We start from the raw sequence: 15,573 nt of genomic DNA, 5'->3' as shown, positions 1-15,573 counted from the left end.
TGAGCACACACACCGGATCGGCGCTGTCGAGAATGTAGGCGGTGCGCTCGACCGGGTGATCCGGATCGATCGGCACATACGCGCCACCGGCCCGCAACACCGCGTGCATACCGATCACCAGGTCCAGTGATCGCCGCATACCCAGGGCGACCAGCGATTCCGGCCCCACACCATCAGCGATCAACCGCCGCGCCAGCCGGTTGACCCGCGCACCGAACTCCGCGTAGGTGAGCGTGTCGTCCTCGAAACACAACGCCACATGCTTCGGCGTGGCCTCGATCTGCCGATCCAGCAACACCGGCAACGTCGTCGCGGGAACGTCGTGGTCGGCGTCGTTCCACGCCGCCAGCGTCCGATCCAACTCACTGTCGGTGGTGATCGGCAACGACCACACCGCCGCGCCGGCCTCGGCAGCGGCGAAACGCCGGAGGAATTCGAGGAACCGCGCATGATGCACGCGAGTTTCGTTGTCGCTGTACAGGTTCGGATTGGTCTCGAAGTCGATGCGGGTGCCGTCGTCGGTCTGGTAGAAGTTGACGCCCAAATCCTCGATCGAGCCGGTGGAGAGAACATGCATCCGGCCGGTGAGCTCACCGAAGGTGAGCAGATCGTGGAACAGCATGATGTTGACCCACGGACCGAAGAACTCGGTCGACACCACCCCGTCCCCGGCGGTGTCGCGGCGGATGTCCTCGTGCCGGTACCGCTGATGCCGCAACGCCCCCGACACCTCGAGCTGCACCTGCGCCAGCAGTTCCGCGATCGTGGTGTCGAAACCGACTCGCAGCCGCAGCGGCACGATGTTCGACGTCGCGCCGCCGGCCCGGCGCATCGCCGCGGTAACTCGACCGGTCACCGGCAGACTGAGAATGACCTCCTCGGTCCCCGTCCACTGCGCGAGATAGGTCGCGAACGCCGCGAGCAGCACACCCGCCGCCGACGACTCGAATCGCGCCACCGCCGCACTCAGCTCGGCATGGTGGTCCTCGGCCAGCTCCGCCGACACCACCTGATTCACCGCGGCCGGTGGGGCCGTCCGTCCGGTCAGCCCCGACCCCGCCTCGAGCCCGGCGACCTTCTCGGCCCAATACCGCCGATCCGATTCGAAGCGCGCCGACTCGCTGTAGGCGAGTTCCGCGTCCACCAATTCCCGCAGTTGCGGGATCTTCGCCGCCGGTACCCTGGCACCGGAGACGTACGCGGTATAACGTTCGGCCACCCGTTGCAGATTGACCATCGCGCCGAAGCCGTCCATCGCGATGTGATGCGCCCGCACGTACCAGAACCATCGGTCGTCGGACAACCGCAACGTCACCGAATGGACCAGCTGATCTGTCAAGAGATCCAGCGGCCGTCCGTAATCCGCGCGCATCCATTGCAGTGCCGCCGCTTCCGCATCCGACGTCCCGCGCAGATCGATGTGCCGTACCGAATTCACGAAGCCGGCGTCGACGTACTGCCACGGCTGTCCGTCGTGTTCCACGATCCGTAGCACGCCCGAGCCCAACTCGCGCGCCGTCTCGGAGAATGCGAGGCTCAACGTCGCGGGATCGAGTGTGCCGCGCAGATCGACATACTGAGCGATGTTGATCGGCACGTCGGGATCCAGATGCTGGGCATACCAGATACCCAGTTGCGCGGGAGAAAGCGGGAACGCCTCTCCGATCGAAACCGGCGCGGATCCTACCTCACTTTGGGCTTCGTCGTTTCCGCCGAAATCCTGCCGGTCGACCTTACTCACAACCGGTTACCTTACAATTGAACGACCGATCATGGTGCAACGGTGTCTCCGCCGCGCAACTCCGATACCGCTCATACCACAGATCGCACATCCCGGCCAACGCTGTGCGCAACGTGGGCATCTGCTGTGAACGACGAAGTGCGCGCAGCGGCCGCATTTCCGAAAAAGGCGCAGCCGCGACATCGATGTTTGAACGGGCAATGTTAAGGCACTGTAAATGTCCGGTCCCGCCGTGCGGTGCCGCGTTGAAAGGAATAGGCTCTCTTCGTTTCACGCCGGGATTCCCAGCGCTGAAAACAATCGGATTCCGCGATCGTTCCGCGGCGCGTCCGGCCAGGGCCGCCGCGCCACGGAACACGATGTGCGTGAACTTATCCCGCGAGATCGATGAGCACCTTCCCGATCGCCCTGCCGTCGGCCACCTCGCGCAGCGCGGCCGCCGTCTCCGCGAGCGGATACACCGCGCCGATGTGCGGGCGCACCGCACCGGTGGCCAGCAGCTCGCGCAGCTCCGCCTCGTTGCGCCGGAACTCGTCGCGATCCAGATCCTGGAACTGGAAGCCGAGGACCGCAATCCCCTTGACCAGCACCAGGTTCAGCGGAATGCGCGGGATGGTGCCGGAGGCGAAGCCGACGGTGACGAACCGCCCGCCGCGGCGCAGCGCGCGCAGCGCCGGCTCCGACAGGTCACCGCCGACCGGATCCACCACCGCGTGCGCGCCGTCGGGCAGCGCCTGCTTCAGCAGCGTGCGCAACTCCCCGGATCGGTAGTTCACCAGGGTCTTCGCGCCGTGCTGCCCGGCGACGGCGAGCTTGTCGTCCGAGGAGGCCACCGCGATCACCTCGGCGCCGAGCGCGACACCGAGTTGCACCGCGGCCAGTCCGACGCCGCCACCGGCGCCGAGCACCAGCAGCCGCTGCCCGGCCTCGAGCCGCGCCACCGATCGGAGCGTGTGGTACGCGGTCCGATGCGCCACCCCGAAGGCCGCCGCGTCCCGGAAATCGACACCGGTGGGGATGGCCGTCAGGCCCGTCGCCGCGACGGTGACCTGCTCGGCGAACGCGCCGACGATGCCGGTACCGGTCACCCGGTCGCCGACGGTCACCGTGGTGACATCGGCGGCGACCTCGGTGACCACGCCCGCGTATTCGCTACCGGGCACGAACGGCGTCGGGACCTTCACCTGGTACTCGTTGGCGAGCACCAGGACATCGGGAAAGTTGACCGCCGCCGCGGACACCCGCACCCGGGCCTGCCCGGCGGCGAGGTCCGGGGCGGGCAGTTCCTCCAGGCGCACCGATTCCGGCGGCCCGTAGGCGTGACAGACGACCGCGCGAACGCCGGTCATTTGCCCTGCCAGTCGGGGGACCGCTTCTCGAGGAAGGCCATCGCGCCCTCCTTGGCGTCCGCGCTGCTGAACACCGACTTCTGCAACTCGCCCTGCCGCCGGCGGGCCTCGGCGTGGTCGGTCACCGCGAGCCGGGCCAGTTCCTTCGAGGCGGCCAGGCCCAGCGGGCCGTTGGCGGCGATCCGCTCCGCCACCGCCAGCGCGGCGTCGAGCACCTGCTCCGGCTCGGCGATCAGATTCACCAGGCCGACCTGATAGGCCCGCTCGGCGGTGATCGGATCACCGGTGAGCAGCAGCTCCAGCGCGATGTTCAGCGGAATCCGGGTGCCGACGTCGGTGCCGCCGCCGGCCGCGTACAGGCCGCGCTTCACCTCGGGGAAACCGAATTTCGCGGCGCTGGACGCCACGATCAGGTCGGCGCTCAGCAGCAGTTCCAGGCCGCCGCCCACCGCGGTGGCGTTGGCCGCGCCGACCACCGGCACGGACACCTGGCCGCGCGACAGCCGCTGGTACGCCTCGCCGGCCTCACTCGAGCCCAGCCCGGCGCCGGTGCCGCCCGAGGCGAACTCCTTGAGATCCATCCCGGCGCAGAAGGCCTTGTCGCCGGTGCCGATCAGCACGATCGCGCGCAGCTGCGGATCGTTCTCGGCCTCCAGCACACCCTGGCCGATGCCCTGGATCACGGCCCCGTTCAACGCGTTTCGAGCCTCGGGCCGGTTGATCCGGATGAGCTGCACGTTGCCGCGCCGCTCGACGATCACCTGGTCTGCGTTGTCCTGACTGGTCGTCATGCGAATTACCCCTTGTAGTCCGAGCTCTCGGCCAGATCGGCGGCCGCCTTCGCGGCATCCGCCACGACCGGGCCGAAGCTCTGAAGTTTCGGATCGTCACCGGCGCGCTGGAAGCCACGCTCCAGCACGATAGCCAGCTTCCACTTCGCGAGCACGAGGTAGTAGTCCAGATCGTCCACCTGACGGCCGGAGACCTCGGCGTAGTGCGCCACGACCTGATCCCGGCTCGGCATACCCTGCATGTCGACATAACTCGCGGTGGCGGCCTCGGGAGAGGCGGTGTCGGCGGGCCAGCCCTGCACCATCCACGCCAGATCCAGCTTCGGATCGCCGACGGTGCCCATCTCCCAGTCGACCAGCGCGGCCAGCCGGGCCGGAGCGCCGTGCTGGAACATGACATTCGCGAACTGGTAGTCGCCGTGCATGATGCCGGGGATGTAGTCCAGCGGGCGGTGGTTGCGCAGCCAGTCGGCGGCGACGTCCAGGCCCGGCAGCTCCCGGCCCTTGATCCGCTCGAAGAACGTGGTCCAGCGCTCGACCTGCCGCTCGTGGAAGTTCTCCGGGCGGCCCAGGCCGGTCAGGCCCTGTGCCTGCCAGTCGACCTTGGACAGCAGCGCGATGCCCTCGGCCAGCTGGTAGCCCAGGCCCGCGCGGAGTTCGAGGTCGGTGTCGAACGGCGCGGGCCACTTGCGGCGGGTGCTCATCGGCGACCAGCCGTCGACATGGCCCATCAGGTAGAAGGTGCGGCCCAGGACGGAGTTGTCCGTGCAGACCGCGATCGCGGGGGTGTGCGGGACGTCGGTGCCGTCCAGCGCGGCGGTGATCCGCCATTCGCGCAGGATGCCCTCGTCGCGCTCGGCCGGGGCACCGGCCGGTGGGATCCGGATGACGCTGCGGTGCTCGCCGCGGGTGATCAGGTAGATCTCGTTCTGCGTGCCGCCGGACAGGAAGGACAGTTCGGCCGGTTCACCCTTACCGGGCAGGCCCTGCTCGTCCATCCACGCGATCAGCTTCGCGGAGTCGATCGTGGGTTGCGGGTTCGCGCCCTGCGTCGTTGATTCGTTCGCGAGCTCACTCATAGGTTTCCGACCTCGTGTTCCAGAAATTCGGCGTACTTCGCGCGAGCCGCTTCCTGCTTGCGCGGGATCCACTCCGACGGCCACATGTCGTCGGTGCCCCGGTAGTCGCGCAGCACCTGCTTGGCGACGGTCATCTTGTGCACCTCGGTCGGCCCGTCGGCCAGGCCCATCACGCCCGCGCCGTGGATCATCCGGAAGAACGGCATCTCGTTCGTGGTGCCCAGGGCGCCGTGGATCTGCATTGCGCGCCAAGCGATGTCGTGCAGCACGGTCGGCATCACGATCTTCGCGGTGGCGATGTCCTTGCGGACCTTCTTGTAGTCGTTGTACTTGTCGATCTTCCACGCGGTGTGCAGCACGAACAGCCGGAACTGGGTGAGCTGCGCGTAGGAATCGGCGATGTAGCCCTGCACGAACTGCTTGTCGGCGAGCTTGCTGCCCTGCGTGGTGCGCGACAGCGCTCGCTCGCACATCATGTCGATCGCCTTCTGCGCCAAGCCGATCGTGCGCATGGCGTGATGGATGCGACCGCCGCCGAGACGGGTCTGCGCGATGACGAACGCCTGGCCCTCGCCGCCGAGCAGCGCTTCGGCAGGGACGCGGACGTTCTCGTAGTGGATCAGCGCGTGCTGGCCCTCGTTCATCGGCTCGCCGTACAGGCCGACGTTGCGGACGATGTTGATGCCCGGGGTGTCGGTCGGCACCAGGAACATCGACATGCCCTGGTACGGGCTGACTTCCGTGTCGGTCACGGCCATCACGATGAGGAACGACGCGGTGGAGGCGTTGGAGGAGAAGAACTTCCAGCCGTTGATGATCCAATCGTCGCCGTCCCGGTGCGCTTTCGTCTGAAACTGCGTCGGATCGGCGCCGGCCTGCGGCTCGGTCATCGAGTAGCTGGAGAACAGTTCGCCGTCGAGCAGCGGCTGCAGATACTGCTTCTTCTGCGCCTCGGTGCCGTAGTGGGCGATGATCTCCGCGTTGCCGGTGTCGGGCGCCTGGCAGCCGAACACGATCGGCGCCCACGACGAGCGGCCCAGGATCTCGTTCAGCAACGCCAGCTTCAGCTGGCCGTAGCCCTGCCCGCCGAGGTCGGGTCCGAGGTGGGTGGCCCACAGCCCCTGCCGGCGCACCTCCTCCTTCAGCGGCTGGATGGCCTCCCGCCGCTTGCCCTCGAGCGGCACGAACTGCTGGTGCTCCCACACCAGGTCCAGCGGCTCGACCTCCTCACGAACGAACTCGTCGGCCCAGTCCAACTTCTTCTGGTACTCGGGCTCGGTTTCGAAATCCCACGACATTGCGCCTCCTCTCGAAAGGTGAGAATATCCTTCTCGTGTTACAGAACGCAATTCTTGACGAGAAGAAGTTCGCTGTGCGAAGGGGTGTGGCATGAGGGCCGAGGACCAGTTCCACCTGGGCATCGTCACCACCGACTTCGACGCGACCGTCGACGCGCTGACCGCGACGCTGGGCTACCAGTGGGGTGTGCGGATGACCAATCCGGTCGCCGTCGAATTGCCGTCCGGCGCCACGGAAGTGGTGCTGACCTGCCAGTTCTCCATCCAGGAGCCACGGCTCGAGATCGTGAGCGCGGTCGCGGGCACGATGTGGGAGCCGGTGCCCGGCGGTGGTATCCATCACCTCGGCTACTGGGCCGACGATGTGGCCGCGGACGTCGCCGTGCTGACCGCCAACGGCTGGCACGTGGAGGCCACCCGGCCGATGCCCGGCGCGGATCCGGCGAGCGGGGAGCTGTTCTTCGCCTTCCTGACCGGCGAGCGGGGATTCCGGATCGAACTGGTGGACCGCCGCGCCGAATCCGGGCTGCGGCAATGCTGGGCCGCACCGGCCTGAGTGCCGTTCCGGCACCAGCACGAGTGCCGTGGGGCAACCCTGTTGAGCGCCGAACCGATACCGGCGTTGCACGCGGGACCGCGGGACCGGCCGCTATGCCGGTTGCGCACCGAATCCGAGCGAAAGGACGCATATGACAACCGTGGGCATCGTGACCGGCGCCGGACGGGGCATGGGCCTCGCCTGCGCGAAGCGACTGACCGGTGCGGTCGACTCCCTGCTGCTGGTCGACCGGGACGAGGCGACCGCGCAGGCCGCCGCCGTCGAACTGGCCGGTGACCGGGCATCCGTCGAGGCCTTCGTCCTCGACGTCACCGACACCGACGGCCTGGCCCGGCTGGCCGAGCGGACCGCCGAACTGGGCACGCTGCGGGCGGTCGCGCACGCGGCGGGCATCTCGCCGACGATGGCGGACTGGCGGCGCATCCTGACCGTCGACCTGGTCGCCACCGCGCGGCTGTCCGAGGCGCTGCGTCCGCTGGCCGTCGAGGGCACGGCCTTCACCTGTTTCGCCTCGATGGCGCCGCTGCTGGACCCCTCGCAGCCGGATCCGGCCGCGATCGCGGTGCTGGACGATCCGCTGGCGCCGGATTTCCTGGAGCGCTTGCGCGAGGTGGTCGGACCGAATCTCGAGGACAGCGGCTACGCCTACACCTGGGCCAAGCGCGGGGTGCACCGGTTCGTGAAATACGAGGCGGTCCGGCTGGGCGCGTCGCGGGCGCGGATCTGCTCGATCTCGCCGGGCACGATCGACACCCCGCAGCAGGCGCAGGAGGCGGCGGAGCATCCCTCGATTCAGAAGCTGATCGACGCCACACCGCTGGGCCGGCTCGGGCAGGCCGAAGAGGTGGCCGGAGTGGTCGCGTTCGCGCTGTCGGACGACGCCTCCTTCCTCAACGGTATCGACCTGCTGGTCGACGGCGGAGTGCTCGCCGCTGTGCAACTGGCTGCCGCCGCGCGCTGATCGCGTCGTCCGGACCCACGGCGGGCCGTCGCCGTGGTAGCCGTCGCCGGGCGCGGGGCGGCCGGGGTGTCGCTGCCACGCCCGGCCCGTCGCGGCGTCCGGCCGGGTGCGGGTGGCTGCCGGGCCGGTGTTGCCGCCGCGACCGGCCGGTGGTGGCGGGATGCCTCGCCCAGGCCTCGGCGTCAGGCCGGGGTCACCACACGCAGGGCGAAAGCGACGACGCGGTCCACGTCGTGCGGGGTCGGCTGGGCCCGGCGCCACAGGTGGTCGGTGAGCACGCCGACCGTGGCGTGGGAAACCACCGACGCGTCGAAATCCGGGTCGGCACTGCCCAATTCGGCGAACGCCGGGCGCAGCAGGGCGGCCAGCCGGCTGCCCGGCAGCGGCGGGCCCGATTCGAAATCGGTGGTGGGCCCGCCCGCGTTCCAGAGGATGGCCCGTGTGGTGGTGGCGATATCGTCGGTGGCCTGCGACAGCACCGCCGCCGCCCAGCGGCGGATCCGGCCCTCCGGCGTGGTCTCCTTGCCCATCTGGTGGCTGACATAGCCGATCAGGCGTTCGGTGCCGTCCTCGAGCAATGCCCCCAGCAGTGCGTCCTTGGACGGGAAGTGCCGGTAGAAGGCGTCATTGGACAGTCCGGCCGCGGCGACCACATCGGCGACCCGGATGCGCGCGGTGGTGCCGCGGGTGTTGATCTCCGCGAGTGCGGCGTCGAGCAGCCGCCGGATCTCGCCGGCGTAGCCGGCCTCACGCTTGGCCAGCGATCGCTGCGCGATGCGGCTGGCGACATCGCCCCCCGCGGGCACCGGGTCGCCACCGGCGGAAGTAACGAGATTCTCAGCCATAAGAACAGTATTCTGAACGGACCTGGTCGGCGCAAACCGGTCCGACGCGCGATACCGGCGGATAGACTCCGAAGAGAACAAAATTCTCCGGAATAAGAATGCGAGTACCGACTTGAAGGTCAGTATCGATCCGCAGCGTTGCCAGGGTCACACGTTGTGCGCCATGATCGCCCCCAAAGCATTCCAGCTCAGCGATATCGACGGTCACGCGACCCCCGTCAGCGAGGATGTCCCCGTCGATCAGGAGGAAGCGGTGCGCGAGGCCGTGCACTCCTGCCCGGAACAGGCCATCTCGATTTCCTGAATTCTCCGGTGGGCCGGGCATTTCCGGCCCTCGTCGCCCGGCGTGGCCTGTACCCGCGCCGGGCGGGCCGGCTCAGGCGCCGGATTCCGGCGCCGGCCAGGCGGGATTGTTCCGGTGCCATTCCGGGGTCGCGTGCGGGGTGACCGACGTGTGCTCGATGTCGACGTCGCAGTGCGGGCAGCGGGTGGACACGCTGATCGGGGTGCCGCACTCGTGCTCGAAGATCACCGGTGGCTCGTCGACCAGCCAGCGGTCGCCCCACAGCCGTAGCGCGGTCAGCACCGGTTGCAGATCGCGGCCGGCGGTGGTGAGGCGATATTCGAAACGCGGCGGATGTTCGCTGTACCGCGTGCGGTAGAGGATTCCCGCCGATTCCAGGGCCCGCAGCCGGGCGGTGAGGATGTCCCGCGGTGCGCCGGTGCCCGTCAGGATCGCGCCGAACCTGCGGTTGCCCAGGCTGATCTCCCGGATCGCCAGCAGGGCCCAGCGCTCGCCGATGATCGACAGCGCCGTCGCGATCGAGCACGGCCGGCCCGGCAGTTCGGCGGCCGAGTGTCGTCCGGGGGTCGTTTCCACGGTCATACCTCCTAGGTTGTCATATCCAACCGACTCGCTTAGCCTCATGTCAGTTTGAATTTCAAACTTACAGGATCGGCGCGGGACGACGAGGTGACGATGTGAGCGAACTGGCGAGCGAACCAGTGGCACAACAGGATTCGGTGGGCGAGCCGCCGGGCCGGCGGGCGCGCTCGTTCGGCGCGGCCTTCCTGCTGGTCGCCGCGGGTGTGGCGATGTCGAATCTGGACCAGTTCATTGTCAATGTCGCGTTGCCGCAGATCGGGGACCGGCTCGGGCACGAGTCGCTGAGCTCGGTGTCGTGGGTGCTCAACGCGTACGCGGTGCTGTTCGGGGCGCTGCTGGTCCCGGCGGGGAATCTGGCCGACCGGTTCGGGGCGCGCGGTGTCTACCTCGGCGGGATCGCCGGATTCACGGTGGCCTCGCTGGCCTGTGCGCTGGCCCCGAACGTGTGGCTGCTGGTGGTGTTCCGGGCCGTGCAGGCGGTGGGCGCGGCGGCGATGGTCCCGGCCTCGCTGGGCGTGCTGCTGGCGGCCACGCCACCGGAGAAGCGGCTGACCGCGATCCGTGGCTGGACCGCGATCAGCGGCGCCGCGGCGGCCCTGGGCCCGGCCCTGGGTGGTGTGCTCACGGAGGCCGGGTGGCGCTGGGTCTTCCTGATCAACGTCCCGATCGGGCTGGCCGTGCTGGTGGCCGGTCCGGCACTGCTGCCGAAGGCGCCGGCGCGGACGGGTACCCGGCTGCCCGATCTGCCGGGCGCCGCGCTGGTCACCGCGGCGATCGGCCTGCTGTCGCTGGCGGTGGTGAAGGGTTCTGACTGGGGCTGGACGTCGGCGGCGGTGCTGGGCAGTCTCGCGGCTTGCGTCGTGCTGCTGGCCCTGTTCGTCGCCTGGTGTTCGCGAGCAGTCACGCCGGTACTTCCGTTGTCGCTGTTGCGAATTCGGCCCTTCGCCGCGGCCTCGCTGGCGAATCTGCTGTTCGCCGTGCCGTTCGCGGCGATGCTGTTGTCGAGTGTGCTGTGGGCCGAGACGGTCTGGCACTGGTCGGCGATGCGCACCGGGCTCGCGGTCGCACCCGGTCCGCTGATGGTGCCGCTGCTCGCCGCCAAGGGCGGACCGCTGGTCACCCGCTTCGGTCCGGCTCGGGTCACCGCGGCCGGATGTGTGGTCTTCGCCGCCGGTATCGGCTGGTGGATCGCGACCATGCGCGCCACCGCCGACTATCCCGCCGCCATGCTGCCCGGCATGCTGCTCACCGGTATCGGCGTCGGCCTCACCCTGCCCACCCTGATCGGCGCGGCGGTCACCTCGGTCCCGCCGGATCGCTTCGCCACCGGCTCCGCTGTGGTGTCGATGGCCCGTCAGGTCGGCGCGGTGCTCGGCGTCGCCGGACTGGTCGCGATCCTCGCCCGCGCCGGCGACCCGGAACATGTGTTCCGGCAGGGGTGGTGGTTGATCGTCGCCACCACGCTGGTGACCGCGGTGGTCTATCTGGTGGTCGCGCGGAGACCCGCCGCGGCCGGCTAGCCGGGGGGGTGCGGGCGATTTGAGGTTTCGCTTCGCCCGGAGGCGTTCGGCTGCAACGAAATTCGTCTGCCACGGATCGGCGGCAGCCCGCAGTGTGCGGGCTGCCGTCCCGCATTCGCCGACTATCGGTCGCGGGTCCGCGGGTGTGTCTCGGCAGGGCTGCCGTCGGCGTCGGATCCGTTGCCGCCGTCCGCCCCGGCGGGCCCGGCCGGTGTGGGCTTGCCGTTCGACTCGGCGGGCCTGGCCGGTGCGCCGTCTCGATTCGACTCGGCGGGTTGGATCGGTGTGCCGTTGCGGTTCGGCTCGGCGGGTTCGGCCGGTGTGCCGTGTCGGTTCGATGCGGCCGGTTCGGCGGGAATGCCGTTACCACCGATCTGTGCGGGTGCGGCGCCGTTGGTGAGAGCCGGTCCGGGAGAAGGGGTTTCGGCGAGCGGGGCGGCGGCGGGGACCAGGTCCTCGGCTTCCGGCCGGGCGCGGCCGTCGCCGGCGAACCAGGAGGCGACCGCGCCGACGAGCATCATCACGGCCGCGGCGAGGAAGACCACGACCAGGCCGGCGTGGAAGGGGCCGGAGATCAGGTGCGGGAAGAACTGCTGGCCGGTGAGCACGTCGCCGTGGACGCCGGGCTGGTCCAATGCGCCTGTCGGGCCGAGCAGTTCCTTGATCGGGTTGTAGCCGAGGAAGGCGGCGAACAGGCTGCCCACCGGTGGCAGGTTCGCCACCTGATCGGCGATGTGGGCCGGGACGCCCTGGTCGCGCAGGCCGGCGCCGAGGGTGCCGGGCAGGGTCCGGGACAGGCCGACGATCATCAGCGAGAAGAAGACTCCGATCGAGATGGCCAGGCCGCTGTTGAGAATCGTGCCGCGCACGCCCGAGGCCGCGCCGCGTTGCGCAGCGGGCACGCTCGACATCACGACCGCGGTGTTCGGCGAGGAGAACATGCCCATGCCGAAGCCGGCGCCGAACAGGATCAGCACGAACCAGAGATATTGGAAGTCCACGGGTATCGCGATCAGCAGCACGAAACCCGCTGCGGTGACCAGGAATCCGCTGGTCGCGAGCCAGCGCGCGCCGTAACGGTCGGACAGCCAGCCCGACAGCGGGCCGGCGGCGAGGAAGCCGACCGTCGTCGGCAGCATGTAGATGCCGGCCCACAGGGGAGTGGACTCGAAACTGAAGCCGTGCAGGGGCAACCAGATGCCCTGCAACCAGATCACCACCATGAACTGGAGTCCGCCGCGGCCCACCGAGGACATCAGACCGGCGAGGTTGGACAGCGCGAAGGCCCGGTTGCGCAACAGCGTCAGCTGGAACATCGGTTGCGCCACCTTGGTTTCCACCATGCAGAACACCCCCAGCAGCGCCACGCCGCCGAGGATGCCCGCCAGCACCCAGGGATTGGTCCAGCCGGTGCTGGAACCGCCGTAGGGCTGGATGCCGTAGGTGATGCCGGTCAGCAGGGCGGTGAGGCCGAGGGCGAAGGTGACGATGCCGGGCAGATCGATCGAACCCGGTGTGCGGCGGCCGATCTCGTGCAGCGAACGATAGGACCAGATCGTGCCGATCACGCCGAACGGCACGCTGACCCAGAACACCGCGCGCCAATCCCATTCCGCCAGTGCGCCGCCCACGACCAGGCCGAGGAACTGCCCGGCGATCGAGGCGACCTGGTTGATGCCCAGCGCCATCCCGCGCTGTTCGGCGGGGAAGGCGTCGGTGAGGATCGCGGCCGCGTTGGCCATCAGCATCGCGCCGCCGATGCCCTGGATGACGCGCCAGGTGATCAGCCAGATCGCCCCGCCGCCGTGCTGGAACGGGTCGAACGAGGTGGCGATCGCGGCGATCGTGAACGCCACGAACCCGTAGTTGTAGATGCGCACCCGGCCGTACATGTCGCCGAGCCGGCCGAACATCACCACCAGCACCGCCGAGGCGAGCATGAAGCCCATCAGCAACCAGAGCAGGTAGCTGACGTTGCCGGGGGCCAGCGGATTCAGGTCGATGCCGCGGAAGATGGCCGGCAGCGAGATGATGACGATCGACGAGTTGATCGTGACCACCAGCATGCCGAGCGTGGTGTTCGACAGCACCACCCACTTGTAGTTCGGGTGCTCGCGACCTACCCGGAACCGCCCGCGCGACGGGGAATCGCCGAGATCCGGTCGGGTGCCGGTGAAGGAATCTGACATCGTTGCGCCTCCTAGGGGGACGGAGCGCCGACCCGGTCCAGAATAGTTGCTTAGCGCATACTAACTACAGTGTGGCGCTGCTCACAGCCCGGAGCGTCTGCTTAGGATCGGGGCATGGGTGAGATCCTCGTGGAGCACCGGGACCGGGTCGCAGTGGTGACCGTGCACGATCCCGACCGCCGAAATGCGTTGACACTGGACCTGTCCGCCGACCTGGCCGCCGCGGTCGCGGCCGCCGAACAGGACAGTGCGGTGCACGCGCTGGTGGTCACCGGCACGCCGCCGGCCTTCTGCGCCGGCGCCGACCTGACCGCGCTGGGCGAGGCCCGCGAACAGGGCCTGCGCGCGATCTACGCCGGATTCCTCGCCGTCGCGCAGTGCGCGCTGCCGACGGTCGCGGCCGTGGGCGGGGCGGCCGTGGGCGCGGGGCTCAACCTGGCGCTGGCCGCCGACGTCCGGATCGCCGGTCCCCGTGCGCGTTTCGACCCGCGATTCCTGCGGCTGGGCATCCATCCCGGCGGCGGCATGACCTGGATGCTGCAGGCGCTGGTCGGTCCGCAGCGGGCGGCCGCGATGACCCTGTTCGGCGAGATCCTCGGCGCCGAAGCGGCTTTCGCTGCCGGTCTGGCGCACCGCGTGGTCGACGGCGACCACGACGCGCTGGTGTCCGCCGCGGTCGAGTTCGCGGCCGTCACCGCCGAGGCGCCGCGCGACCTGCTGATCACCACCAAGCGCTCGATGCGCGCCACCCGGAGCCTGGCCACGCACGCCGAGGCCGTCGACACCGAGATCGTGCCGCAGCTCGCCTCGATCGAATCACCGGAATTCGCCGCCCGGTTGAACGCGACGAAGGGCCGGATCACCTCGAAGTGATCCGGCCCCTCGCGTGCCGGGCGCCCGGCCGGCCACGACTCCGGCGGGCGCCCGGCGCGACGGTCAGATCTGGGCCTGGTCCTTGCGCACCGTCACCGGTTCGGCCAGTCGCTGTTCGTCGCAGATCAGCTGCAACTTCTCCAGGGTCTCGTCGAGACCCGCGCCGAGCCGGGCGCCCGGGGTGAACGTCGCGGGCAGCTTCCGCATGCCCTGGATGACCCCGATGGTCTCGTAGTGCACCGCGCCCTCGGCGTCGCAACGGAAATCCGGCATCCGATCCAGCACCGCGACGAGCATGCGCTTGAACACCGTGCGCGCCACGTTGGATCCGATGCAGCGATGCACGCCGAGGCCGAAGCTGAAGTGGCGGTTGCCCTTCCGGTCCAGCACGATCCGCTCCGGATCGCGGAACAGATCCCGGTCGCGGTTGGCCATCGCCCACGACAGCCACAGGCGCTCACCCTCCTGAAGGGTCATGCCTTCGATCTCGAGATCGGCGGCGACCGTGCGGCCGTCGCCGGGAGCCGGCGTGTAGAAGCGCAGGAACTCCTCGGTCGCCGAGTCGAGCAGCAATTCCCGTTCCCGGCTGAGGGTTTCGCGGTCCTCCGGATGCTGGGACAGCCACTCCAGCGAGTGCGCGGTCAGCGCGGTGGTGGTGTCGAAGCCGCCGCCGATGATCAGCGCGAGATTGCCCAGGATCTCCACATCCGGCAGCGGTTCGCCGGCGATGCGCGCCTGGATCAGCGCGTCGATCATGCCGGGGCGCGGATTCTCCTTGATCTCGGCCATGTTCAGCGCCAGATCGGTGTACTCCGCCATCAGCAGTTCGAGGACGCGCGGCATGTCCGGCGAATGCGGGGGCGTGTAGACCGAGGCGTGCGCGGGCTCGTTGTAGATGGTCCACTTCTTCAGCGGGATGCCCATCATCGCCAGAGTCAGCACGGCCGGAACGATATTCGCCAGATCGTCGACGAAATCGATACTGCCGCTCTCGATCCGCTCGTCGAGGCAGGCGCGCACCACCTCGTCGACGAACGGGATCCAGCGGCTCACCGCCGCCGGTGACAGGTACGGATTCAGCAACTGGCGGTATTCGCGGTGCTCGGGATCGTCCATCTCGAGGATGCCGCCGCGGGCCTGCTGGTGCTTCCGGTCCGGGGGCGGTATGGAGATGCCCCGGTAGCCGCGGCGCTCGCCGAACAGGTCGTTGTCGTTGGAGATGTGCGGCGACCGGGCGAGGCTGAACACCTCGCGGTTGCCCGCGGCCACCCAGTGGCCGCCGTAGGTGTCCGACCAGGCCAGCGGGCACCCGGTGTGCATCTCCTCGGTGATCTCCTGGAAGCGGTGGCGATATTCCGCGGTGTGCCGATCGAAGTGATAGCGCTTCGGTTTCCCAGCATCATCGGTGACGGCCGTCTCGTCGCTCATCGACGGGTGTCCTCCTTTCGAGACGTGCGGCTTCCCGACGTGATGAGAACCACA

General features: G+C 69.0%; 13 protein-coding genes and 1 pseudogene. 5 read left to right on the top strand and 9 right to left on the bottom strand.

Annotated features, from left to right (window positions below; all coding sequences use genetic code 11):
* The 5 genes from NRB56_RS16465 to NRB56_RS16445 all read right to left on the bottom strand — a co-directional run.
* Positions 1-1,741 (bottom strand): condensation domain-containing protein (locus tag NRB56_RS16465; protein WP_319943080.1); only part of this gene is annotated, 1,741 nt, incomplete at its 3' end.
* A gap of 371 nt (positions 1,742-2,112) precedes the next feature.
* Positions 2,113-3,090 (bottom strand): NADPH:quinone oxidoreductase family protein, encoded by a 978-nt coding sequence (locus tag NRB56_RS16460; RefSeq protein ID WP_153342980.1) that lies wholly within the window; start codon positions 3,088-3,090, stop codon positions 2,113-2,115.
* Positions 3,087-3,881 (bottom strand): enoyl-CoA hydratase-related protein, encoded by a 795-nt coding sequence (locus tag NRB56_RS16455; protein WP_153342978.1) that lies wholly within the window; start codon positions 3,879-3,881, stop codon positions 3,087-3,089. Before NRB56_RS16455 ends, NRB56_RS16460 begins: the two co-directional genes overlap by 4 nt.
* A gap of 5 nt (positions 3,882-3,886) precedes the next feature.
* Entirely contained in the window at positions 3,887-4,960 is a 1,074-nt protein-coding gene (locus NRB56_RS16450; RefSeq protein WP_153342976.1) for a phosphotransferase family protein, read from the bottom strand.
* Complete coding sequence (locus NRB56_RS16445; protein WP_153342974.1) at positions 4,957-6,258, bottom strand: acyl-CoA dehydrogenase family protein; 1,302 nt, start codon at positions 6,256-6,258, stop codon at positions 4,957-4,959. Before NRB56_RS16445 ends, NRB56_RS16450 begins: the two co-directional genes overlap by 4 nt.
* 91 nt (positions 6,259-6,349) lie before the next feature.
* On the opposite strand from NRB56_RS16445, the gene NRB56_RS16440 reads away from it, so the two are divergent.
* Both NRB56_RS16440 and NRB56_RS16435 read left to right on the top strand, forming a co-directional pair.
* Positions 6,350-6,814 carry a VOC family protein gene (locus tag NRB56_RS16440; protein ID WP_153342972.1) on the top strand — a complete coding sequence of 155 codons (465 nt, stop codon included), beginning with the start codon at positions 6,350-6,352 and terminating at the stop codon, positions 6,812-6,814.
* Between the two features lie 133 nt (positions 6,815-6,947).
* Complete coding sequence (locus NRB56_RS16435; protein ID WP_153342970.1) at positions 6,948-7,778, top strand: SDR family oxidoreductase; 831 nt, start codon at positions 6,948-6,950, stop codon at positions 7,776-7,778.
* Positions 7,779-7,960: 182 nt separating this feature from the next.
* Here the strand turns inward: NRB56_RS16435 and NRB56_RS16430 are convergent, their stop codons facing one another.
* Entirely contained in the window at positions 7,961-8,623 is a 663-nt protein-coding gene (locus NRB56_RS16430) for a TetR/AcrR family transcriptional regulator (protein ID WP_153342968.1), read from the bottom strand.
* 112 nt (positions 8,624-8,735) lie between these two features.
* Here NRB56_RS16430 and NRB56_RS16425 point away from each other — a divergent pair, with 112 nt between their 5' ends.
* Positions 8,736-8,927, top strand: coding sequence for a ferredoxin (locus tag NRB56_RS16425; protein ID WP_153342966.1), 192 nt, complete (start codon positions 8,736-8,738; stop codon positions 8,925-8,927).
* 72 nt (positions 8,928-8,999) lie between these two features.
* On the opposite strand, the gene NRB56_RS16420 is transcribed toward NRB56_RS16425, so the two are convergent.
* Positions 9,000-9,509 carry a winged helix-turn-helix transcriptional regulator gene (locus NRB56_RS16420; RefSeq protein ID WP_153342964.1) on the bottom strand — a complete coding sequence of 170 codons (510 nt, stop codon included), beginning with the start codon at positions 9,507-9,509 and terminating at the stop codon, positions 9,000-9,002.
* Positions 9,510-9,604: 95 nt separating this feature from the next.
* Here NRB56_RS16420 and NRB56_RS16415 point away from each other — a divergent pair, with 95 nt between their 5' ends.
* The gene (locus NRB56_RS16415; RefSeq protein ID WP_319943079.1) at positions 9,605-11,029 is read left to right on the top strand and encodes a DHA2 family efflux MFS transporter permease subunit; all 1,425 of its coding nucleotides are present in this window, start codon (positions 9,605-9,607) and stop codon (positions 11,027-11,029) included.
* A 482-nt stretch (positions 11,030-11,511) separates the two neighbouring features.
* Here the strand turns inward: NRB56_RS16415 and NRB56_RS16410 are convergent.
* Positions 11,512-13,218: pseudogene (locus NRB56_RS16410) on the bottom strand (MFS transporter); the annotation flags it as partial.
* Positions 13,219-13,332: 114 nt separating this feature from the next.
* On the opposite strand from NRB56_RS16410, the gene NRB56_RS16405 reads away from it, so the two are divergent.
* Entirely contained in the window at positions 13,333-14,091 is a 759-nt protein-coding gene (locus NRB56_RS16405) for an enoyl-CoA hydratase (protein ID WP_153342962.1), read from the top strand.
* A 63-nt stretch (positions 14,092-14,154) separates the two neighbouring features.
* Here the strand turns inward: NRB56_RS16405 and NRB56_RS16400 are convergent, their stop codons facing one another.
* Positions 14,155-15,519 (bottom strand): cytochrome P450, encoded by a 1,365-nt coding sequence (locus tag NRB56_RS16400; RefSeq protein WP_153342960.1) that lies wholly within the window; start codon positions 15,517-15,519, stop codon positions 14,155-14,157.
* Positions 15,520-15,573: the final 54 nt, after the last annotated feature.

This window comes from Nocardia aurantia (assembly GCF_009604425.1).
Lineage (GTDB): Bacteria > Actinomycetota > Actinomycetes > Mycobacteriales > Mycobacteriaceae > Nocardia > Nocardia aurantia.
The sequence above is the reverse complement of the archived record's forward strand: the minus strand, read 5'-3'. Positions and strand labels throughout refer to the sequence as shown.

What these genes read in the sequence shown, in the direction of transcription:
- NRB56_RS16460 (WP_153342980.1), bottom strand. Translation starts at nt 3,090, where the DNA reads ATGACCGGCGTTCGCGCGGTCGTCTGTCACGCCTACGGGCCGCCGGAA.
- NRB56_RS16455 (WP_153342978.1), bottom strand. Translation starts at nt 3,881, where the DNA reads ATGACGACCAGTCAGGACAACGCAGACCAGGTGATCGTCGAGCGGCGC.
- NRB56_RS16450 (WP_153342976.1), bottom strand. Translation starts at nt 4,960, where the DNA reads ATGAGTGAGCTCGCGAACGAATCAACGACGCAGGGCGCGAACCCGCAA.
- NRB56_RS16445 (WP_153342974.1), bottom strand. Translation starts at nt 6,258, where the DNA reads ATGTCGTGGGATTTCGAAACCGAGCCCGAGTACCAGAAGAAGTTGGAC.
- NRB56_RS16440 (WP_153342972.1), top strand. Translation starts at nt 6,350, where the DNA reads ATGAGGGCCGAGGACCAGTTCCACCTGGGCATCGTCACCACCGACTTC.
- NRB56_RS16435 (WP_153342970.1), top strand. Translation starts at nt 6,948, where the DNA reads ATGACAACCGTGGGCATCGTGACCGGCGCCGGACGGGGCATGGGCCTC.
- NRB56_RS16430 (WP_153342968.1), bottom strand. Translation starts at nt 8,623, where the DNA reads ATGGCTGAGAATCTCGTTACTTCCGCCGGTGGCGACCCGGTGCCCGCG.
- NRB56_RS16420 (WP_153342964.1), bottom strand. Translation starts at nt 9,509, where the DNA reads ATGACCGTGGAAACGACCCCCGGACGACACTCGGCCGCCGAACTGCCG.
- NRB56_RS16405 (WP_153342962.1), top strand. Translation starts at nt 13,333, where the DNA reads ATGGGTGAGATCCTCGTGGAGCACCGGGACCGGGTCGCAGTGGTGACC.
- NRB56_RS16400 (WP_153342960.1), bottom strand. Translation starts at nt 15,519, where the DNA reads ATGAGCGACGAGACGGCCGTCACCGATGATGCTGGGAAACCGAAGCGC.